Here is a 20053-nt window from a genome sequence, read left to right on the forward strand (position 1 = left end):
GGGCATCCCCGGTCAAGGAACGTGTGGACGACGGTGCAGGGGTGCGGCCGCCCACGGTATGGTCGGCCGATGCCGTCCGAGCCGCCCCGTCAGATCGTCGTCGTCTCGCGGGGACGCCCCGACCCGCCGTCGTTCATCGTGTGGCTGATCGTCGCCGTCGGCATCAACATGGTCGCCCTGATCGTGGTCGACGGCCTGTTCTCCGGCGTGCAGATCGCCCGCTGGTGGCCGCTCGTGATCGGCGCGTCGGTCCTCGCCCTCGGCAACGCGTTCCTGAAGCCGCTGCTGGCCCTGCTGACCCTGCCGTTGATCATCTTCACGTTCGGCCTGGCCTACTTCGCGTTGAACGTCGCGATGCTCGCCCTCGCGGAGTGGGTCGCCCCCGACTTCACGATCGACGGCTTCTGGACGTACGTGGGCGCGACGATCGTGGTCTGGATCGTCAACGTGCTGGTGCAGGCGCTCGTCGGCGCCGTCTCCGGCGACCGCGACCGGTCGCGCCGGACGTCGTGAGCGCGTTCCGGCGCGGGCGCCTCGACGGCGCCCCCGCCGCGCCGGCCGACGGGGAGCGGCACGACGTCGTCGCGACGCCGGGCGGCGCCCGGGTGGAGCTGATCCTCACCGGCCGCCTCGCCGGCCCGCAGCGCTTCACCGGCGACGCGGACGAGTGGGTCGTCGTCCTCGACGGGTCGGCCCGCCTCGAGGCCGGCGGGGACGTGCACGACCTGGTCGCGGGCGACTGGGTGCTGATCCCCGCGGGGCAGCCCCACGTGCTCCACGACGCCGCACCGGGGACGCGGTGGCTCGCCGTGCACGCACCCCCGCGGTAGGCGTCCGACGAGCGAGCCGCCGGGGCCGCCCGAGGGCGGCCCCGGCGTCCGTTGTCGCGTGCGTCGAGGCACGCCCCCGGACCGGATCCCGATGGATTCAGGGAGGAACAGCGGTCCGCACGCGATGCCCCCAACGGGATTCGAACCCGTGCCGCCGCCTTGAAAGGGCGGTGTCCTGGGCCGCTAGACGATGGGGGCCCGGCAGAGCGGATCAAACCAGAAAGAAGGGCCCGGGACGGCTTTGAGAAAGCCGATCCCGGGCCCCGGTGGCAGAAGAGGTTTGGCTCGGGGCGTGGTTCCATCCCCGTTGCTGCAGCTGCGCATCAGGGGCACGCCCCTAGCTACTGCCACCTCTACAGTCACTATGCAATAGGACCACCTCCCTTCCGTAGTAGAGCGAGATTAGCGGGACCGTCGGCTGTCGGCCACCCGTCGGTCACGGGGGGTCCGGCGGGGCCGGGAGGCGGGCGCGGAGGGGCCGCCGCTGCCACCATCCACGGGTCCCGCCCGTGCCGGCCGGGACGTCCCACGCGAAAGGACCCGACATGCCGAAGGCCGTCTGGAACGGAGCGGTGATCGCCGAGAGCGACGACACCGTCGTCGTCGAGGGGAACCACTACTTCCCCGCCGACTCCCTCGACCGCAGCACCCTCGCCGACAGCTCCAACACGTCGGTCTGCCCGTGGAAGGGCACCGCCAGCTACTACGACGTCGTCGTCGACGGGCAGGTCAACGCCGGGGCCGCCTGGTACTACCCCGCCCCCAAGGACGCGGCCGCCGAGATCAAGGACCGCGTCGCCTTCTGGCGTGGCGTGACGGTCGAGCCGTAGGATCGCCGCCGTGCCCGCCCTCGACCTGATCGTCATCGGCGCGGGCATGGCCGGCATCAACGCCGCCGGCCGTGCCGCCGAGGCCGGGGCCCAGGTCGCCGTGATCGAGCGCGGGCGGATCGGGGGGACGTGCCCCACCCGCGGGTGCATCCCCTCGAAGGCGCTCATCCGCAGCGCCGAGATCGCCCACGAGGTCCGCACCGCGGGCGACTACGGGATCGTCGTCGACGGCTACCGGGTGGACATGGGCGCCGTCATCGACCGCGTCCAGCGGATCGTCGACAAGGGGTCGGCCGGGGCGACCGCCTACCTCGAGTCGCTCGAGACCGTCCGCATCGTCCGGGGCGAGGCCCGCTTCGCCGAGCCGGGGGTCGTCGTCGTCGGCGACGAGCGGCTCCGGGCGCCGCGGGTGCTCGTCGCCACCGGCGCTGAGCCGATCGTGCTCCCCATCCCCGGCCTCGCCGAGACGCCCCACCTCACCAGCGACGACGTCCTCCTGCTCCGCGAGGTGCCGCCCCGGCTCGTCGTCATCGGGGCCGGCCCCATCGGGCTGGAGCTCGGCCAGGCCCTCTCGCGGCTCGGCTCGTCCGTGACGCTCATCGAGGCCGCCCCGACCCTGATGCCCGGCGCCGACCCCGAGATCGGCGAGGCGCTCCACGAGCTCCTCGAGGCCGAGGGGATCGCGATCGCCTGCGGCGCGGACGTCGAGCGCGTCGGGACCGGACCGGACGGACGCCCCCGCGTCGCGTTCACCGCCGGCGGCGTCGCCCGCGAGGTCGACGGCGACGCCCTCCTGCTCGGGGCGGGCCGCGGCCCGTCCGTCGCGGCCCTCGACCTGGCGGCCGCCGGCGTCGACGGCGGGCCGAGGGGCATCCCCGTCGACGCGCGCCTCGCCACCTCGCGGGAGGGCCACTACGCGGCGGGGGACGTGCTCGGCGCGCCCTGGGGGGCGTACACCCACGTCGCCCGGCAGCTCGGCCGCGACGCCGCCGAGAACGCCCTCGGCCTCGGCGCCCACGACGTCACCCCCGACCCCGGCCCCCGCGCCGTCTTCACCGACCCCGAGTTCGCGACCGTCGGGATGACCGAGGAGGAGGCCCGCCGCGCCGGCCACGACGTCGGCGTCGGCCTCACCCGCTTCTCCGGGGGCAAGGCCCGCGCGTGGGGGCAGGAACGCGGCCTCGTGAAGGTCGTCGCCGACCGCGCCACCCGCCGCATCCTCGGCGCCCACGTCCTCGCGTACCACGCCGCCGACCTCGTGCACCCCGTCGTCGTCGCGATGCGGGCGGGCAGCGCCGACCCCCTGCTCGACGCGTTCCACATCCACCCCACGCTCGGCGAGCCGGTCCAGGGGGCTGCCCGGAGCGCGTTGGCCGGGTAGCGTGTCCCTGCTCCCGGCGCGGGAGCCGACACGGTGAGCAAGACGAGAGGGGGCATGGCCGAGCACCCGCCGGGACCCGCGCCCGCCGCCGCGCCACCCGTCCTCAACGGCCGCTACGTCGCGCTGCTGGCGATCTGCGCCCTCATGGGCATGCCGGTGGCCATCGCCGCCGCGGGGTTCACGTCGCTGATCAACGAGCTGCAGGAGGCCCTCTGGACGGACCTCCCCGACGCGCTGGGCTGGTCGGAGCCCGCCGCCTGGTACGTCATCGTCCTGCCGGTGGCCGGCGGCCTGATCGTGGCCGCGGCGCTCCTGCTGCCCGGCCGCGGCGGGCACTCGCCGATCGAGGGGCTCAGCCTCACGGCGCTGCCGCTCTCGACCCTGCCCGGCATCCTGCTCGCCGCGGTCGGCACGCTCGCCTTCGGCCTCGTGCTCGGTCCCGAGGCGCCCCTCATCGCGCTCGGGTTGGCCCTCGGGCTCCTGGTGGCGCGGCTCCTCCGCATCGAGGGCGACGGCGCCAAGGTGCTCGGGCTCGCCGGCGCGTTCGCCGCGATCAGCGTCGTGCTCGGAGGCCCCCTGCCCTCGTCCCTGGTCCTGCTCGAGGTGGCCGTCGCCAGCGGCATGGTCGCCGGACCGGCCCTCCTGCCGACGATCGCCCCCGGGTTCCTCGCGGCGGGCACCGGCGCGCTGGCCTTCACCGGCATCGACGACTGGCCCGGCCTCTCGCGGGGATCCCTCGCGATCCCCTCCCTGGCCGACTACGCGAGCGTCCGGATCGTCGACATCGCGTGGTGCATCGTGAGCGCCCTCGGGATCGCGGTGGTCGTCGCGTCCGCCCGGCCCGCCGCGCGTCGCATCGCCGCGGCGACCGCCGCCCACCGGGTCGCGGCGCTCCTCGTCGGCGGCCTGGTCGTCGGCGTCCTCGCCGTGGCATTCCGGGCGATCACCGACCAGCCGGTGGACCTCGTGCTCTTCTCCGGCCAGTCCACGGTGCCCGCGACCGTCGCCGAGACCTCCGCCGGGGTCCTCGGCCTCGCGATGATCCTCAAGGCCGTGGCCTACGCCATCACCCTCGGGGCCGGGTTCCGCGGTGGCCCGATCTTCCCGACCATCGCCATCGGGGCCGGCGTCGGCGCGTTCCTCGCCATCGTCCTCCCCGGCTTCGACACGACCCCCGCCGTCGTCGCGGGCATCGCGGCCGCCGGGGCCGCCGGCCTGAGGCTGCCGATCTCCGGCGTCGTCCTCGCGGCCTTCGTCGTCGGCGGGAACGTCTCGGAGACCCTGCCGATCGCCGTGATCGCGTCCGTCGCGGCCTGGCTCACCGCCCTCGCCGTCGACCGCGCGACCGGGCGCCGGGCACCGGCCTGATGCCGCCCCCGCCGGGGCGCCCCCGGTTCAGCCGGCGCGCCGCCGCCGGTCGCGGTGGCGCTTCGCCGCGATGCGGGCCACGTACGCCCGGCGCAGCGGACCGGGCAGCCAGCGCCCGATCAGCTTCATCGCGAACGCCATCCGCCGCGGGAACGCGATCTCGTCGTCCCCCGCCTCGAGGCCGTCGGCGATGATCCGCGCCGCCTCGTCGACCTCGATCACGAACGGCATCTCGAAGTCGTTCTGCTCCGTCAGCGACGTCGTCACGAACCCGGGGGCCACCACCGTGACCCGGACGCCGGAGCGCTCGCCGGCGAGGTCGGCGCGCAGGCTGTCCGCCATCGAGATCAGGAACGCCTTCGTCGCGCCGTAGGCGCTCGCCATCGGGAGCGCCGCGAAGCCGGTGACGCTCGCGACGACGGCGATCCGCCCCGCCCCCCGCCCGCGCATCCCCGGCAGCACCGCCTCGATGCAGTTGACCGTCCCCATCACGTTCACCTCGACGTGGGGGCGGAACAGCTCGGCCGTGAACTCGTCGGGGAGCACCGGCCGGTACGTCCCGGCGTTCAGCAGGGCGATGTCGATGCGCCCGTGCTCCGCCGTGATCGCGTCGACGACGGCGTGCATCGAGTCGGCGTCGGTGATGTCCCCCGGGTGCGCGCTGATGCCCGGCTGCGACGCCGCCAGGGCCTCCAACGCGTCGGCGCGTCGGGCCGTGACGCAGACCCGTGCCCCGCGCCGCGCCAGCTCGCGCGCGACCTCCTCGCCGATGCCCGACGACGCCCCCGTGATCCAGACAACCGTGCCCGCGAGGCCCATCAGAACGCCATCCGCGGGGTGGGGCCCGCCGGCAGGCGGTCGTTGAACGGCCGCGTCAGCACCAGCTGGTAGTCGTGCAGGGCCCGGGTGCGGAACCCCGCCTCGCAGAACGCGAGGTAGAACTCCCACGTCCGGACGAAGCGGTCGTCGTACCCCAGGGCGAGGACCCGCTCGCGGTTCGCGAGGAAGTCCTCCCGCCAGATCTGCAGCGTGCGGGCGTAGTGGTAGCCGATGTTCTCGACGCCGTGCACGATCAGCTCCGACGACCGGGTCATCGCGCTCGTGATCGCGTCGAGCGACGGGATGAGGGCCCCCGGGAAGACGTACTGGCGGATCCAGTCGTTGCCGCGCCGGTACCGCTCGTACCGCTGGTCGGGGACCGCGATCGTCTGGATGCACGCCACGCCGCCCGGCGCCAGCAGGCGGTCGACCGCCGCGAAGTAGACGGGCAGCTCGCGGTGGCCGATCGCCTCGAGCATCTCGATGGAGGCGACGTGGGTGAAGGTGCCCTCCATCGTGCGGTAGTCCTGCAGCAGGATCTCGACGCGGTCGGTGAGCCCGGCGTCGGCGACCCGCTCCCGGGCGAGCGCCGCCTGCTCCTCCGAGAGGGTCAGGCCCGTCACCCGGGCGCCGTACTCCGACGCGGCGTGCAGCGCGAAGCCACCCCACCCGCAGCCGATCTCCAGCACGTGCGACCCGGGGCCGAGGTCGAGCTTGTCGCAGATGCGCCGGTACTTGGCGGCCTGCGCCTCCTCAAGCGACATCCCCGGGTGCTCGAACACCGCGCACGAGTACGTCCAGCTCGGGTCGAGGAACAGGGCGTAGAGGTCGTTGCCGAGGTCGTAGTGGTACTGGATGTCGCGCTTCGCCCCCGGAAGGTCGGAGCGTGCGGGCAGGCGCGGGCGCCGGCGCTGCGCCTCCATCAGCAGCGACGCCGGCGGGCGGCTGCGGACGTCCTCCGCGGTCACGGCGAGGATCTCCAGCAGGCCCACCAGGTCGTCCGTCCACCAGTCGCCGGCGACGTACGACTCGCCGATCGCCAGCCGCCCGCGCGTCGCCAGCCGCCGCCACAGATCCTTCGACCCGACGGTCACCTCGACGTCCGGACCGGTCGACGGGTCGCCGGCGCGGCGCACCGTGCCGTCGGGGAGCCGCACCGAGATGCGGCCCCGCGCCGGGGAGCCGAGTCCCCACAGCGCCGCGCGGCGCGCGAGCGGGGTCAGGGGGGAGCGCCGCGGGTCCGGCAGCGGGCGCAGGGCCCGCCGCGACGGCTGCCGCGGCTCCCCCTCCGCCACCGCCGTCGTGACGGAGCCCTCACCCGGCGAGAACCGGGGCTTGCGGTGGAACGGGACCTTCTTCATCGCGAGCTTCACCGCCTGCCAGTGGATGAGTCCGGACACCTGCTGGGACATCAGGGGATAGCGCACCAGGGCGCGGGCGATGCGGGCATCCGTCAGCGGGTGCCGCACGCCGGTCAGCTCCGCCCAGAACGGCTGCTCGCCGCCTTCGGCGATGCCGACGCCCGCGTGCATCCTCTCGCCCGGCCCCTCGAACGAGAACCGGTACGTCTGGTCCATGCCGAAGAACGGCGAGACATGCATCACCTTGCGGTGCTCGTACACCTGCCGCGCACCGTCGCGCACCCGGTTCTCCGCCGTCAGCAGGTAGCTGTGCCGCTCCCCGAACGTGTTGGAGACCTCCGCGACGATCGCGGCGAGCGACCCGTCGGCGGCGTAGCAGTGGAAGTAGCTGACGGGGTTGAACACGTAGCCGAGCAGCCGCAGGTTGGTGATCAGCAGCACCCGGCCGCCGGCGAGGTCGATGCCGCGTTCGGCGAGGAACGCGACGACGTTCTCCTTGCACGGCCGCTGCGGGTCGCCGAGGTGGTCGCCGTCGCGGAACGTCAGCACCGCCGGCCGGTTGTAGCCGAAGAGGGTGAGCCGCCGGTCGAGCTCCGGCAGCTCGTCCAGGTCGAGCCCGTAGAAGCAGACGGGGTACCGGAACGCGTTGTGCGCGGGGGCGGTGCGGGCGTGCAGCAGCGACCCCTCGTAGAGCCCCGACCTCACCAGGGCGCCCCGAGCCCCGCGGCCGCCCGCAGCCCCGACGCGAGGCCGTCCTCGTGGAACCCGAAGCCCTGGTAGGCGCCGCAGAACCACGTGCGCCGCCGCCCGTCCAGCTCGTGCAGGCGCCCCTGCGCGTCGAGCGAGGCGAAGGTGTAGAGCGGATGGGCGTACTCCACGCGGCGGATCACCCGATCCTCGGCGATCCGGTCGTCGCGGTTCAAGGTCACGCAGTAGTGCTCGGGCTCGTCGAGGGCCTGCAGGGTGTTGAGGTGGTAGGTGACCGTGGGGGACGGCGAGGGGTCGCGGCAGTCGTCCACCAGGTAGTTCCACGACGCCCGCGCCACGGGGCGGGCGGGCAGCAGCCGCTCGTCGGTGTGCAGCACCGTGCTGTTGCGCGTCGTGCGGAACGCCCCCAGCACCTCGTGCTCCAGGGGGTCGGCGTCGGCCAGCATCGCGAGCGCCTGCGGCGCGTGGGTCGCCACGACGACGGCGTCGAAGCGCTCCCGCGCGTCGCCCGCCGTCCGGATCGTCACGCCGTCGGCGTTCCGGGCGATCGACCGGACCGGGGTGGACAGGCGCAGCCGGTCGCCCATCGGCGCCGTGATCGCGGAGACGTACGTGCGGCTGCCCCCGACGACCGTCCGCCACTGGTGGCGGCGGAAGCCGAGCAGTCCGTGGTTCTGGAAGAAGCGCACCGCGTAGGCGACGGGGAACTCCAGCGTCTCGCCGGGGGCGGTCGACCACAACGCCGCCGCGAAGGGCACGAGGTAGTGGTCGCGGAAGTCGCGCGAGTACCCCTCGATGCGCACGTAGTCGCCGAGGGTGCTGCGCGCGTGGCGGGGGTCGAGGCCGCCCTCCCCCTCGCGCAGGAACCGGATGATCTGGGCGAGGAGCCGCAGCATCCGCGGGCTCATCAGCGCCCGCGGCTGGCGCCACAGGCCGACCGCCGAGTACTCCACGCCGCAGCGGCGGCAGCTCACCCCGAACGACATGTCGGAGTCCTGCACCGCGACGCCGAGCTCGCGGAAGAGGCGGCTGAGACGCGGGTAGTTCGGCTCGTTGTGGACGAGGAACCCGGTGTCGAGGTGCAGGTCCCCGCCGTCGCGCGGCAGGGTCACGGTGTTCGCGTGACCGCCCGGGCGGGCATCAGCCTCGAACACGGTGACCTCGTGCACGCGCGCGAGGGCGTGGGCGGCACCGAGTCCGGCGATGCCGGCGCCGACGACGGCCACCCTCATCGCGTGCCCACCCGTCCCGCCGTGTCCGGTCTGAACGTCATCTCATCCGTATACGGTCCGCACCCGTAGACGGATGAGGAGGCCCGAACCCGCCGGACCCCACTACGCTCCATCCGAATGGGAGAGCCCACATCGTGAACGAAGCACGCGCCGCGTCCGGACCCCCCATCGCCACGGTCCGGACGAGCACGAGCATCCCGAGCCGCGTCATCACCCTCATCGCGGTCCTCACCCCTCCCATCGGCGTCCTCTCCGCGATGGGCCTCCTGTGGGGCGTGGCCGTCCGTCCGGTCGACATCGTCCTGCTCGTCGTGCTCTACACGGCGTGCGGGCTCGGCATCACCGTCGGCTACCACCGGCTCTTCTCCCACAAGGCGTTCAAGACGACCCCCGCGATCCGCGGCCTCCTCGCGATCCTCGGGTCGATGACGATCCAGGGTCCCGTCACCCAGTGGGTCACCGACCACCGCAAGCACCACGCGCTGTCGGACCGCGAGGGCGACCCGCACTCCCCCCACGGCCACCGCGACGGCGTCTTCGGCGGGCTCGCGGGCTTCCTGCACGCCCACATGGGCTGGCTCGTCACGACGAAGGGCATGGAGCGCGGCCGCCGGTACGGGCGCGACCTCTACGACGACGACGTCATCCGCCGCATCGACCGCCTCTACATGCTGTGGGTCGTGCTGTCCCTCGGCATCCCGTTCGCTGTGGGCTTCGCGGTCGACCCGACCCTGCGCGGCGGCCTCACCGGCCTCGTCTGGGGCGGCCTCGTGCGGATCTTCCTGTTCCACCACATGACGTGGAGCGTCAACTCGATCTGCCACACGTTCGGCCGCCGGCCCTACGCCACCGACGACGAGAGCCGCAACAACTGGCTGATCGCGCTCCCCACGTTCGGCGAGGGCTGGCACAACAACCACCACGCGTTCCCCGGCTCGGCGGTCCACGGCCTCGGGAGGCTGCAGGTCGACATGAGCTGGTGGACCATCCGCACCCTGGAGAGGCTGGGCCTGGCGTGGGACGTGAAGGTCCCGACCGCCGACCGGCTCGCCCGTCGCGCCGCTCAGGCGGCCGCCTCGGCCTGAGCGCCGGCGGTCCGGAAGGCCTCGAGGCGGACCGCGACCCGGTCCGCCCACACCTCCGCCCGCGGCATCGGCACGAGACGCCCCCCGAACCGGAGGGCGATGGGGTGCACGGCGCCCTGGATGAGCTCGTAGGTGGCGGGGACACCCGCCGCGAGGACGCGCTCGTAGCCGCGCCGTGAGCTCGCCGGGCTGATGCCGGGGATCCCCGGCAGCCAGCCGTCGAGCGAGCCCTGCACGACCGTCAGGTCCCGCCCGCGCAGCGTCGTGACGGGCATGCGGTCGGGGATCCACGGGGCGAGCCCCATCACCCCGACGACGCTCGGGTGGTCGGCGGCGCCGATGGCGACGGCCCCGCCCATGCTGAAGCCGATGAGCAGGGTGCCCCGGCCGCGGGGGTCGCGGGCGGCGTCGAGCGCCGACCGGGCGTCCTCGATGCACATCTCGAGCCGGTTCCACGACTTCACGCGGTACCGCACCTCGTGGAAGCGCAGGCCGGGGAAGCGCGGCGCCAGGCGACGCACGAGGAGCTCGATCGACCCGCCCCAGTCGCCCGGCAGCAGCCCGCCGCTGCCGCCGCTCATGCAGACGACCGGCAGTCCGTCCTCGGGCCCGGTGCGGCGCATCGCGGCACCGCTCGCGAGCTCCTCCGCGACGCTCAGCGGGGCCGCGCCAGGAGGCCGAGGGCGCCGAAGGCCGTCGCGCCCGCGGTGATGGCGAGGACCTTCCGGTCCCTCCGGCCGTACCGGGCGGCGTCGGCCAGGTCGAGCGCGACCCGCACGCCGATCGACGTGCGCGTGTCGGGGGAGAGCGCCAGGGCGAGGCCGCTGCCGGCGTCGCGCACCCCGAGGGCGCGGACCTCCGACGGGGGGATGCCGAGCATCTCCGCCATCCGCTCGGTGCGCAGGACCGTCAACGCCACCCACCACGCGCAGCCGCCGGCGAGGACGAGGGACCACGTTCGCTGCGACACGGGGATCACGGTGTCCAGGATAGACCCGCCCCCGCCCCCGGGGACCGCGGTCGGCGTCCGGGCGCTACGCGCGGTCGATCAGGACCGGGGTGCCGGCGTTCGCGTACCGGGCGACCGCGGCGAGGGCCGGCTCGGCGAGGATCACGCAGCCGAAGCTCGACGCCGTGCCCACCCGCCAGCTGCGGCCCGTGCCGGTGCCGTGGATCGCGACGAGGGCGTCGCCGCCCATGAACGTGCGCAGGGTGGGGGAGTGCGCCGTCAGCGTGAGCGTCCACGCGCCGTACACCGAGCGCCACGCGGGCAGCGTCGGCACCGGGTCCTGGATGGCGAAGCGGCCGACGGGCGTCGGCGTGCCCGGCCGGCCGATGCCGGCGGGGTGGCTCGCGAGGCGGGTGCGGCCACGCCAGACCTCGAGGCGGCGCGACCCGAGGTGCACCTCGATGCGCACGCGCCGCCCCTGCAGCTGGACCGTGTCCGCCCGCACCCACCCGGCCGTGCCGTTCGGGCGGACGGGGAGCTGCACGCGCACCCACTCGTGCCCGCGCGCGTCGCGGTGGCGTCCCGTCACCAGGAGCTTCTGCGCCGTCCCCGACCACGTCGTGGAGCCGACCAGGCGCATCCGTGGCCGGCTGCCCGGGCGCGGCGCGCTGCGCGCGACACCCGGCACGACCACCCGCGCCGTGAGGGCCGGGCGCGCGCGCACCTCCAGCGACTCGGCGCCGGCGCCCGGGCCGGGCGCCAGCACCGCCAGCGCCGCCGCGCCGATCGCGAAACCACAGAACCTCCACATGCATGTGGTGTCGTCGCCGCGTCCGCGGGGCTTGAGGGCACGCACCCGGCGCCGTGCAGCGCCCGTCCGGCGGGGCCGATGAGGGGCGCATGACGATCCCCACCACGCCGCCCCCCGCCGACGTCGAGGCGGGCACCCTGCTCGCCGTGGTCCCCCCGGGGGCCGCCGGGACCGCCGGCGCGGGGGTCCTGGCGCTGGCGCGGCCCGAGGGGGGCGTGGAGCTCCGGGCCGCCCGCGACGGCGTCCCCGCCGTCGCGGGGGGTGTCGTGGCGATCGACCCGCGCCACGTCACGGGCGACGCCCGTGACCGCGGCGACGACCACGACGTGTGGGGCGCCCTGCTCGTCGAGGGGCACGTCGGCGCGGGACGGGAGGTGGGCGCGACCGGTCCGGTGCGGGTCACCGGCATGGTCGACCGGGCGCACGTCCGCGCCGGCGGGGAGCTCACCGTGGAGGGGCGGGCGAGCGGCGCCCGGCTCGCCGCGGGTGGGGTCGCCCGCATGCGCCGCTCCCTCGACGGCGCCCTCGCCGGGGTGCCCGACGACCTGCTCGTCCTGGCCGCCCTCGCCCGTCAGCTCGTCGCGGCCGCCGACCGGCGCGGTGCGCCCGCGGCGCCCGGCCGCGCGGTCGCGGCGCTCCGCGACGGCCGGTTCGCCGACCTCGACGACCGGCTCGCCGCCGCCGAGCGGGTCGTCGCCTCGGCGCGGCGGTCGTGGCCCGGCCTGGTGCCCGCGATGGTGTCCGAGCTCGCGGCCGCCCGGGCCGTCCTGGCCGCGCCGACGGGTGTGCCGGACCCGGTCGCGCGGCTCGCCGGCGCCGGCGCGTTCCTGCGCGCCGCCACCACGGTGCGCCCCGCGCCGGAGCCGCCCGGCATCCGCCTCGCGGCCGCCCGGGACGCGTCGATCGACTGCGCCGGCCCGCTGCGCCTCACCGGCGCCGGGGCGACCGGCTGCGAGATCACGGCGGGCGGCGACGTGACGGCCGTGGCGTCCGGCGGCGCGATCCTCGGGGGCACCCTGCGCGTCGGCGGCCGCCTGCGCGCCGCGACGCTCGGCGGCCGGGGCGACACGCCGCTGCGGGTGGAGATGACCGGCGCGCGGCCCGTGCGCGACCTGGTGCGGGCCGCCGTCGCGCACCCCGGCGTGGAGATACGGATCGGCCGCGAGACCGTCCGCATCGACCGTCGCCGCCACGACCTGCGGATCGCCCTCGAGCCAGGGCGGGTGGTGGTCGAGGGCGGGTGAGCCGGCCGGCTCACCCCGAGCGGCGGCGCATCGACGCCGCGCCGAGGGCGAGCGCCCCGAGCGTCACGACGACCACCACCGCGACGTCGATCACGAACCGCGTGCCGAGGGGCCCGGGCGCGCCGGCCCGGGCCAGCGCGTCGTAGGCGTAGGTCAGCGGCAGCACGTCCGAGAGGGCCTCGAGCGGCCCCGCCATCCGGTCGCGGGCCACGAACAGCCCGCACAGCAGGAGCTGCGGCAGCACGATCGCCGGCATGAACTGCACCGCCTGGAACTCGCTGGTGGCGAACGCGCTCGCCAGGAGCCCGAGCGACATGCCGAGCAGGGCGTTCGCGACCGCCAGCGCGACGAGCACGGCGGCGCCGCGCGCGGTGTCGACGCCCAGCGGCCCGAGCGTCACGGCCGCCAGCACGAGCGTCTGGACGACGGCGACCGCGCCGAACGCCAGGGCGTACCCCGCCAGCAGGTCGAGCTTGCCGACCGGCATGCTCATGAGGCGCTCCAGGGTCCCGGAGGTGCGCTCCCGCAGCATCGCGATCGACGTGACGATGAACATCGTGATGAAGGGCAGCAGGCCGACGAGGGGCGGGGCGATCCGGGCGAACACCGGCGGCTCCCCGTCGAACGCGTAGCGCAGGATCACCATCAGGACGCACGGCACGACGACGAGCAGCGCGATGGTGCGCGGGTCGCGGCGGAGCTGGATGAGGACGCGGACGGCGACCGCCCACGTGGCGGAGGCGCTCACCGGGCCGCCCCCGTCCCCTCGATGAGCTGCAGGAACGCGGCGCCGAGGTCGTCGCAGCCGGTGCGCTCCCGCAGCCCGTCGGGGGTGGTGGCGGCCACGAGCGCGCCGTCGCGCATCAGCAGGAGGGCGTCGCACTCGGCGGCCTCCTCCATGACGTGGCTCGACACGAGGATCGTCACCCCGCCGGCGACGAGCGTGTGGAACGTGCGCCAGAGGTCGCGCCGCAGGACGGGGTCGAGGCCGACGGTCGGCTCGTCCAGCACCAGCAGCTCCGGTGACCCGAGCAGCGCGACGGCGAGCGATGCGCGGATCCTCTGCCCGCCCGACATGCCGCCCACCGTCCGGGTCGCCTCCTCCCCGAGTCCGACGGTGGCGATGGCGCGGTCGACGTCCCCGCGCGGCGCGCCGAGCAGCCGCGCGAAGTGGGCGACGTTCTCGCGGACGGTCAGGTCGCCGTACACCGACGGGGCCTGCGTCACGTACCCCACCCGCCGGCGCAGGGGCGCCGACCCGGCGGGTGCGCCGAGCACCTCGATCGCGCCGCCGGCGACGCGCTGCACGCCGACGATCGCCCGCATGAGGGTGCTCTTGCCACATCCGCTCGGGCCGAGCAGGCCGGTCACCGTGCCGGCCGCGACCTCCAGCGTCAGGCCGTCCAGCACCGTCCGCCCGCCGCGCACCACCCGTAGGTCGCGGACCGTCACCGCGTCCATCGCGTCCTCCAGAAGTCAGTGGTCACTAACAACACCGCCCACGCTAGTGAGTGACTGCTAACATGTCAATCGCCGTGGCCCCCGACCCCGCCGAGACCCCACGCCGGACCCGCATGAGCGGCGAGGACCGCCGGGTCGCGCTGCTCGCCGCGGCGCGCACAGAGTTCGCCCGCCACGGCTTCCACGGCGCCGGGACCGCCGCCATCGCGCGCGCCGCGGACTGCTCCGAGGCGATCCTCTACCGCCACTTCCGCTCCAAGCGGGAGCTGCTGGCGGAGGTGCTGCGCGCGGAGATCGGCGGCCGCCTCGCCGACGCGCGCGCCCTCGCCCCCCCGCCCGGCGTCACCCCCGGGCCGGGGGCGCTCCCCGAGACGCTCGACGCCCGGCTCGCCGACGGGGAGATCGGCGTCACCGCCCGCCTGATCCTGCTCGCGATCTCGATGTCCGACGACCCCGAGGTGGGGGAGGCCGTGCGGGGGGCGTTCCTCGCGGTGCGCGCGCCCCTGCGGGGCGCGGTCGAGGCGATGCAGGCCGCGGGCGCGGTGCGCGGCGACCTCGATCCCGAGGCGGTCACCTGGATCTGGCACGGCCTGTTCCTCGCGGCGGCCGTGCGGCAGGCGATGGCGGGCGACGCCGCCGCCCTCGGGGCCGTGGACGCCGCGCGGGTGCTCGCCGGGCTCCTGGAGCCGCCCGCGTCCTGACGGAACATCCCGGGGGCACCGCGGCTCACGCACGTGTCGCGGGCGGCCGATCCACAGGACCATGCGCTCACTCGTCGACCTCGTCCACGCCGGCACCGCCGGGGCCCCCGCCGGATACGGCAAGCGGAGCCTCATCGCCCTCTCCCACGCCATGGAGGACCGCGGCATCGCGGCGGGCGGCCCGCCCCCGCTGGTGTTCGGCGGATTCCAGCGCGCGCGGTTCTTCGCGCACGACCGGGGGCGCTACCTGCGCATCGGCGCGCGGAGCGCACTCACCGTCGCCGTCGGCGGCGGCCTCGCGAGCGGGACCGACGGCCCCCTGTCGGTGCTCGGCGTCGGCCCGGACGACCCGTTCTGGCACGACTGGGTGCTCGTCGTCTACGGCGGCGGGGACAGCGCGGCGGTGCTCGTCGCCCGCGACCACCGGCAGGACGAGGTCGAGGAGCGGCCGACGCGCGACCGCCGCTGCGACGCCGTCTGGTCGTACGACCCCCGCCTCACGCACGCCGCGGCCCGCTGGGTCGCGACCTACCTGGAGGACCACGACGCCGGCCTCGCGCGCCGCTGGTCCGCCGCCCTCGACGCCCTGCCGCCGCCCGCCCCGGGCCCCGACCGTGCGCTCACGGCGCTCGGCGGTCACCTGATCACCGAGATGCAGCGCGAGATCGGGCGCGAGCAGCGCGCCGGCCGGCGCCTCGAGGAGTCCTACGAGGCGACGATCGCGGCGCTCGCGAGCGCCGCCGAGGCCCGCGACCCCCTCACCGACGAGCACCTCGCCCGCGTCGCGCGCCGTGCCGTCGCCGTGGGACGCGCCCTCGGCATGGACGCCGCGTCGCTCGAGGCCCTGCGCCAGGGGGCCCGCCTCCACGACGTCGGCAAGATCGGCATCCCCGACGCCGTGCTCGGCAAGCCCGGCCGCCTCACCGACGACGAGATGGCGCAGATGCGCCGCCACTCCGCCATCGGGGCCTCGATCGTCGCCCGCGTCCCCGCCCTCGCCGCCGCCCTCCCGGTCGTGCGCCACCACCACGAGCGGTGGGACGGCGCCGGCTACCCCGACGGCCTCGCCGGTGAGCGCATCCCCCTCGGCGCGCGCGTCGTCGCGGTGGTCGACGCCTACGACGCGATGACCGCCGACCGCCCGTACCGCGACGGCATGGACCCCGACGAGGCGCTCCGCCGGATCGTCGCCGACCGCGGGGCCCAGTTCTGCCCCACCTGCGTCGACGCGTTCCTCAGCGTCGTGATGCTCGAGGAGATGGAGCGCCCCGCGCCCCGTCCGGTGGCCGTCTGAGCCACCCCGCGGGGCTCACGGGCGCGTGCGGCCCACCCACTCCACGAGGTCGTCGAGGCGGTGGGCCCAGAAGAGGGTGAGGCCGCGCGCCTGCGCCGACTCCAGGTTCGACGCCTTGAAGACCCCGGACAGGACGGCAGCGGGCACGACCTGATCCTCCCCGAACGCCTTCAGCCAGCCGACCGCCTTCACCGCGGCGTCGTTGTTGACCCGCTTGTACGAGTTGGTCATCGAGTTCGAGACCTTGCACTCGACCGGCATGCGGCGCCGGTCCCAGAGGCCGACGACGAGGTCGGCCTTGCGGCCGCCGAAGTCGACCTCGACGCAGAACTCCCCGGGCCCCGGGGCGTCCTCCAGGGTGCGGATCGCGCGCGGGGGCGGGACCATCCGGAACCCGGCGGCGACGAGCGCGGCGGCCACGGCGCCCTCCTGGCCGGTCCGCGCCTCGTTGCGGCGGACGGTGCGGGTCCGCTCCGTCGCCATCAGCACCGCCGACGCCAGCACCGCCGCGCCCCGCTCCGCCTCGCTCGGCTCGCGCCCCTCCGCGACCCAGGGGAAACGCCGCCCGTCGAGGCCGAGGCACACGCTGTCGACGATGCGGGCCGCCGCCTCCGGGTCGGCCCGCAGCCGGGTGGGCGCGAGCGTCGTCCGGGCGATCACCCGCAGGTCGTCGACCGAGATCGGCGGCCCCGCGACGAACCGCAGCGCCTCCAGCATCTCGGGCATCGTGACCACCTCGACGGCGCGTGCGCGGAGCTCGACGAGGTCGACCGTCAGCTCGACCAGCTCCTCGAACGTGCCGAGGCACTCGTCGAGGTGGCGCAGGTACTGCTCGAGCGGCTCCTGCTCGCGCTCCTGGCGGAAGCTCTCGACGGCCGCGGCGACCTCCCGCCCGAGGGTCTCGCCGCTCCACCGCGGCGGGGGGGTGAAGACGGCGCTCACCACTCGGGCGGGTCCTCCCGGAACGGGTCGGGCACCGTCAGGCGCTCCATCTCCCGCGGCTCGAACTTGGTGAGCCCCCCGGCGTAGGTGCGGCCGTCCTCCACGCTGACGCCGTGCCGGAGCCCGGCGACGAGGCGCTCCAGGACCGGCTCCGGCAGCTCGGTGCGCGGGTAGAGGCCGTGGGCGATGTTGATGTGCCGCGCGCCGATCGTGTTGCGCGTGAACGCCGGGGGGCGGCGCGCCATGTAGGTCGCGAGGATCGGCGCCGGCGCCCGCAGTCCCACGGACCACCAGGCGCGGCGGGCACGGGCGATGTAGCCGTCGTGGGCGCCGTCGCGGCGGGCCGCCCGCAGGAAGCGCTCGATGCGCCGCAGCTCGTCGCCCTCGAAGGCCCCGAGGTCGACCGGCAGGTCGACGACGAGCCGCAGGTGGTCGCCGGCGGTGAGGGCGGCGCCGGTGTCGAAGATCTCCTTCGCCCGGGTGACCGCCGGGAACAGGACGCGCTCGGGCAGGTCGGTCTCGCCGGGGCGCACGACCCAGGTGGAGTTGCGGCCCGTCACGGCTCCGCGGTGCACCCGGCAGAGGTCGCCCAGCACGACCCACCCGGGCGGGACGGCGCGCGGCGCGCGCGTCAGCGGGGTCCACCGCCGGGCCTCGCGCAGGCGGGCGGCGGGCACCTCGCGCCCGCCGGCGAGCTCCCCGAGCTCGGCGACCTCCGCCACCCGGCGCATGCGCACCGCGCCCTCCGGGCGTCCCGGCGCGAAGCAGGTGATCGCGCCGGTCACCGCGGCGTCCTCGAAGGGCGTGGCGGTCGGTTCGAGCACGTGGATCGCCTCGCCGCCGAGGGGGCCGAGCAGCAGTTCGCGGACCAGCCGCCCGTAGTTCGTGTCGAGCCACTCGGACGACGTGATGAACGCGCCGGCGTCCCCCGGGCGCGCCCGGGCCGCGGTCGCGAGGAAGAAGTGCACGTGGAGCCCGGCGAGCTGGCTGGCCTCCAGGCCGTGCGCGTGCGCCGTGAGGGTGAGCCACTCCTTCCACCCCGCCGGGATCTGGTGGTGGCGCACGTACGGCGGGTTGCCGAGCCACAGCGTGCGCCCGTCCTCGCGGCCGAGGTCGGCGGTGCGGTAGTCGCCGACGACCACGCGTGCGCGTCCGGCGAGGCCGGCGGCGGCGACGTGGGCGCGGCACACGACGGCCGCGAGCGGGTCGCGCTCGACCGCGAGCAGCCGGGCGTGCGGGAAGCGCCGCCCCGCGGCGACGGTGAACCGGCCCGACCCGGCCCCCGGGTCGACGACCCGGGCGGGCGCGGGGAGGCCCGCCGCCCACGCCGTCATCGCGGAGACGATCGCCGGGGGCGTGTACGTGGCGCCCTCCGGCCGGCGGCGGCCCGGGTCGCGCAGGCGGCAGAACGCCTCGCCCAGGGGGTCGCGCCCCTCGCCGACCGCGGCCCGCAGCCCCGCCAGCACGTCGCGTCCGGCGGCGGCCGCGGTGCTCGCGCGCACCAGGTCGTCCTCCTCCGGTGACCACCCGGGGACGTCGGCGGCGCCGAGTCCGAGCGCCGCCGCGAGGAGGGCGTCCTCGGTGGTCAGCGCGTCGTCGGGGGCGGCGATCCTCACGCCCGGAGACTAGGAACGCCGGCGGACGCCCCCGCCCCCCGCGCGGGCACTAGAATCGCCGCGTCGACCGGGACGGAACGCGATGAAGTGGCGCAGGGGTCAGGGTGGCGGCGGGGTCGAGGACCTCCGCGGATCGGGATCCGGCAGCCGCATCCCCATCGGCGGCAAGGTCGGCGGCGGCCTCGGCGGCCTCGGCATCGTCGGCGTGATCATCGCCATCCTCGTCTCCGTGCTGGGCGGCGGCGGGGGCGGTGGCTTCTCGCTCGACCCGGGCGGCCTCGACGCGTTCCCGCAGGCGCCCACGGCGACCGGGCCCGGCCTCGACTCCTCGGCCCCGGACCCCGAGGCCGACCTCGTCCAGTTCGTCTCGTTCGTCGTCGGCGACATCCAGGACTCCTGGGCCGACGCGTTCGCCAACGCCGACCCACCGCGCCAGTACGAGCTGACCGCCGTCCGCCTCTTCCGGGGCGGCGTCGACACCGGCTGCGGCCCGGCGACGTCGGCGACGGGGCCCTTCTACTGCCCCGCCGACCAACGCATCTACCTCGACCTCGCGTTCTTCCGCGAGCTCAGCGACCGCTTCGGCGCGCCCGGCGACTTCGCCCAGGCCTACGTCATCGCCCACGAGTTCGGCTACCACGTCCAGAACCTGCTCGGGACGCTCCCCGAGGTGAACCGCCTCCAGCAGGAGCGGCCCGACCAGGCGAACGAGCTGTCCGTGCGGCTGGAGCTGCAGGCCGACTGCTACGCCGGCATCTGGGCCCGCACCGCCTACGAGGACTCGCTGCTGGAGGAGGGCGACCTGGAGGAGGGCCTCGCCGCGGCCGCCGCCGTCGGCGACGACCGCCTGCAGACCCAGGCGACCGGCACCTACGACCGGGAGACGTTCACCCACGGCAGCTCGGAGCAGCGCCAGCGGTGGTTCCTCGTCGGCTTCCAGGACGGCCGCGTCGACGCCTGCAACACCTTCTCCCCCGAGACGGTCTAGGGGGCCGGCGGGGGCCGGAGCACCAGCACGGGGCAGGGGGCGTTGCCGACGAGGTTGTGGGCGAAGCTGCCGAGCGCCAGGCGGTGCGCGAGGCCGTGGTGCGCCGCGCAGATCAGCAGGTCCACCGCGTTGCCCGCCGCCCACGCGCACACCTCCGAGGCCGGCTGCCCCTCGAGCAGGACGGGCTCGCCCTCGTCCACGTCGCGGGCGATGCCGTCGAGCCAGCGCCGCGCCCCGTCGATGAGGTCGGTCGGGTCGGGCTGGGGGGCACCGAACCCGACGGCGTAGGGGAGCGGGAACTGCACGACGTGCACGAGGCTCAGCCGCCCCTGGCCCAGGGCGCGCAGGCGGCGCGCCTCGGCGAGCGCCCGCTCCGACGCCGGGGAGTCGTCGATGCAGCAGGCGATGTGGCGGTAGGGGGCGTCCATGGCGG

The 20053-nt window shown here is 75.7% G+C and carries 21 protein-coding genes and 1 tRNA gene; 10 read left to right on the top strand and 12 right to left on the bottom strand.

Going from position 1 to position 20053, the window contains the following annotated elements:
- Positions 1-69 precede the first annotated feature (69 nt).
- Both IU369_RS02560 and IU369_RS02565 read left to right on the top strand, forming a co-directional pair.
- Complete coding sequence (locus IU369_RS02560; protein WP_217923002.1) at positions 70-513, top strand: phage holin family protein; 444 nt, start codon at positions 70-72, stop codon at positions 511-513.
- Complete coding sequence (locus IU369_RS02565) at positions 510-830, top strand: cupin domain-containing protein (protein ID WP_217923003.1); 321 nt, start codon at positions 510-512, stop codon at positions 828-830. The genes IU369_RS02560 and IU369_RS02565 overlap by 4 nt, the downstream gene beginning before the upstream one ends.
- 125 nt (positions 831-955) lie before the next feature.
- Here the strand turns inward: IU369_RS02565 and IU369_RS02570 are convergent.
- Positions 956-1028, bottom strand: a tRNA-Glu gene (locus tag IU369_RS02570).
- A gap of 347 nt (positions 1029-1375) precedes the next feature.
- Here IU369_RS02570 and IU369_RS02575 point away from each other — a divergent pair.
- From IU369_RS02575 to IU369_RS02585, 3 genes are read left to right on the top strand one after another with little or no spacing between them, the layout of a single operon-like run.
- The gene (locus IU369_RS02575; RefSeq protein WP_217923004.1) at positions 1376-1660 is read left to right on the top strand and encodes a DUF427 domain-containing protein; all 285 of its coding nucleotides are present in this window, start codon (positions 1376-1378) and stop codon (positions 1658-1660) included.
- Between the two features lie 10 nt (positions 1661-1670).
- Positions 1671-3041 (top strand): dihydrolipoyl dehydrogenase family protein, encoded by a 1371-nt coding sequence (locus IU369_RS02580; RefSeq protein ID WP_217923005.1) that lies wholly within the window; start codon positions 1671-1673, stop codon positions 3039-3041.
- A gap of 54 nt (positions 3042-3095) precedes the next feature.
- Positions 3096-4409, top strand: a complete 1314-nt coding sequence (locus tag IU369_RS02585; protein ID WP_217923006.1) for a chloride channel protein — start codon at positions 3096-3098, stop codon at positions 4407-4409.
- Between the two features lie 27 nt (positions 4410-4436).
- On the opposite strand, the gene IU369_RS02590 is transcribed toward IU369_RS02585, so the two are convergent.
- From IU369_RS02590 to IU369_RS02600, 3 genes are read right to left on the bottom strand one after another with little or no spacing between them, the layout of a single operon-like run.
- A complete protein-coding gene (locus IU369_RS02590; RefSeq protein WP_217923007.1) occupies positions 4437-5228 on the bottom strand; it encodes an SDR family NAD(P)-dependent oxidoreductase in 792 nt (263 codons plus the stop codon).
- Positions 5228-7294: a DUF1365 family protein gene (locus IU369_RS02595; protein WP_217923008.1), complete on the bottom strand. Its 2067-nt coding sequence runs from the start codon at positions 7292-7294 to the stop codon at positions 5228-5230. The genes IU369_RS02590 and IU369_RS02595 overlap by 1 nt, the downstream gene beginning before the upstream one ends.
- Positions 7291-8529, bottom strand: a complete 1239-nt coding sequence (locus IU369_RS02600) for an NAD(P)/FAD-dependent oxidoreductase (RefSeq protein WP_217923009.1) — start codon at positions 8527-8529, stop codon at positions 7291-7293. Before IU369_RS02600 ends, IU369_RS02595 begins: the two co-directional genes overlap by 4 nt.
- A 134-nt stretch (positions 8530-8663) precedes the next feature.
- Here IU369_RS02600 and IU369_RS02605 point away from each other — a divergent pair, with 134 nt between their 5' ends.
- Positions 8664-9614 (top strand): acyl-CoA desaturase, encoded by a 951-nt coding sequence (locus IU369_RS02605; RefSeq protein ID WP_217923010.1) that lies wholly within the window; start codon positions 8664-8666, stop codon positions 9612-9614.
- On the opposite strand, the gene IU369_RS02610 is transcribed toward IU369_RS02605, so the two are convergent.
- From IU369_RS02610 to IU369_RS02620, 3 genes are read right to left on the bottom strand one after another with little or no spacing between them, the layout of a single operon-like run.
- Positions 9593-10237 carry a lysophospholipase gene (locus tag IU369_RS02610; protein ID WP_217923011.1) on the bottom strand — a complete coding sequence of 215 codons (645 nt, stop codon included), beginning with the start codon at positions 10235-10237 and terminating at the stop codon, positions 9593-9595. The genes IU369_RS02605 and IU369_RS02610 overlap by 22 nt on opposite strands.
- A 32-nt stretch (positions 10238-10269) precedes the next feature.
- The gene (locus tag IU369_RS02615) at positions 10270-10593 is read right to left on the bottom strand and encodes a hypothetical protein (RefSeq protein ID WP_217923012.1); all 324 of its coding nucleotides are present in this window, start codon (positions 10591-10593) and stop codon (positions 10270-10272) included.
- Positions 10594-10648: 55 nt separating this feature from the next.
- The gene (locus IU369_RS02620) at positions 10649-11374 is read right to left on the bottom strand and encodes a L,D-transpeptidase (RefSeq protein ID WP_217923013.1); all 726 of its coding nucleotides are present in this window, start codon (positions 11372-11374) and stop codon (positions 10649-10651) included.
- 89 nt (positions 11375-11463) lie between these two features.
- Here IU369_RS02620 and IU369_RS02625 point away from each other — a divergent pair, with 89 nt between their 5' ends.
- On the top strand, positions 11464-12618 hold the full coding sequence (locus tag IU369_RS02625; RefSeq protein WP_217923014.1) for a FapA family protein: 1155 nt from the start codon (positions 11464-11466) through the stop codon (positions 12616-12618).
- Between the two features lie 10 nt (positions 12619-12628).
- Here IU369_RS02625 and IU369_RS02630 read toward each other — a convergent pair whose 3' ends face one another.
- Both IU369_RS02630 and IU369_RS02635 read right to left on the bottom strand, forming a co-directional pair.
- Positions 12629-13366, bottom strand: a complete 738-nt coding sequence (locus tag IU369_RS02630; RefSeq protein ID WP_217923015.1) for an ABC transporter permease — start codon at positions 13364-13366, stop codon at positions 12629-12631.
- A complete protein-coding gene (locus tag IU369_RS02635) occupies positions 13363-14079 on the bottom strand; it encodes an ABC transporter ATP-binding protein (protein ID WP_217923016.1) in 717 nt (238 codons plus the stop codon). The genes IU369_RS02630 and IU369_RS02635 overlap by 4 nt, the downstream gene beginning before the upstream one ends.
- A 62-nt stretch (positions 14080-14141) precedes the next feature.
- Here IU369_RS02635 and IU369_RS02640 point away from each other — a divergent pair, with 62 nt between their 5' ends.
- Entirely contained in the window at positions 14142-14780 is a 639-nt protein-coding gene (locus IU369_RS02640; RefSeq protein WP_217923017.1) for a TetR/AcrR family transcriptional regulator, read from the top strand.
- 61 nt (positions 14781-14841) lie between these two features.
- Complete coding sequence (locus IU369_RS02645) at positions 14842-16074, top strand: HD domain-containing phosphohydrolase (protein ID WP_217923018.1); 1233 nt, start codon at positions 14842-14844, stop codon at positions 16072-16074.
- Between the two features lie 15 nt (positions 16075-16089).
- Here the strand turns inward: IU369_RS02645 and IU369_RS02650 are convergent, their stop codons facing one another.
- On the bottom strand, positions 16090-17016 hold the full coding sequence (locus tag IU369_RS02650; RefSeq protein ID WP_217923019.1) for a XamI family restriction endonuclease: 927 nt from the start codon (positions 17014-17016) through the stop codon (positions 16090-16092).
- Complete coding sequence (locus IU369_RS02655) at positions 17013-18626, bottom strand: class I SAM-dependent methyltransferase (RefSeq protein WP_425516809.1); 1614 nt, start codon at positions 18624-18626, stop codon at positions 17013-17015. Before IU369_RS02655 ends, IU369_RS02650 begins: the two co-directional genes overlap by 4 nt.
- Positions 18627-18714: 88 nt before the next feature.
- Here IU369_RS02655 and ypfJ point away from each other — a divergent pair, with 88 nt between their 5' ends.
- Positions 18715-19620, top strand: coding sequence for a KPN_02809 family neutral zinc metallopeptidase (gene ypfJ / locus IU369_RS02660; RefSeq protein ID WP_217923021.1), 906 nt, complete (start codon positions 18715-18717; stop codon positions 19618-19620).
- On the opposite strand, the gene IU369_RS02665 is transcribed toward ypfJ, so the two are convergent.
- Positions 19617-20048, bottom strand: coding sequence for a universal stress protein (locus IU369_RS02665; protein WP_217923022.1), 432 nt, complete (start codon positions 20046-20048; stop codon positions 19617-19619). The genes ypfJ and IU369_RS02665 overlap by 4 nt on opposite strands.
- Between the last annotated feature and the right edge of the window lie 5 nt (positions 20049-20053).

Source organism: Miltoncostaea oceani, from assembly GCF_018141545.1.
In the GTDB taxonomy this organism is placed as follows: domain Bacteria; phylum Actinomycetota; class Thermoleophilia; order Miltoncostaeales; family Miltoncostaeaceae; genus Miltoncostaea; species Miltoncostaea oceani.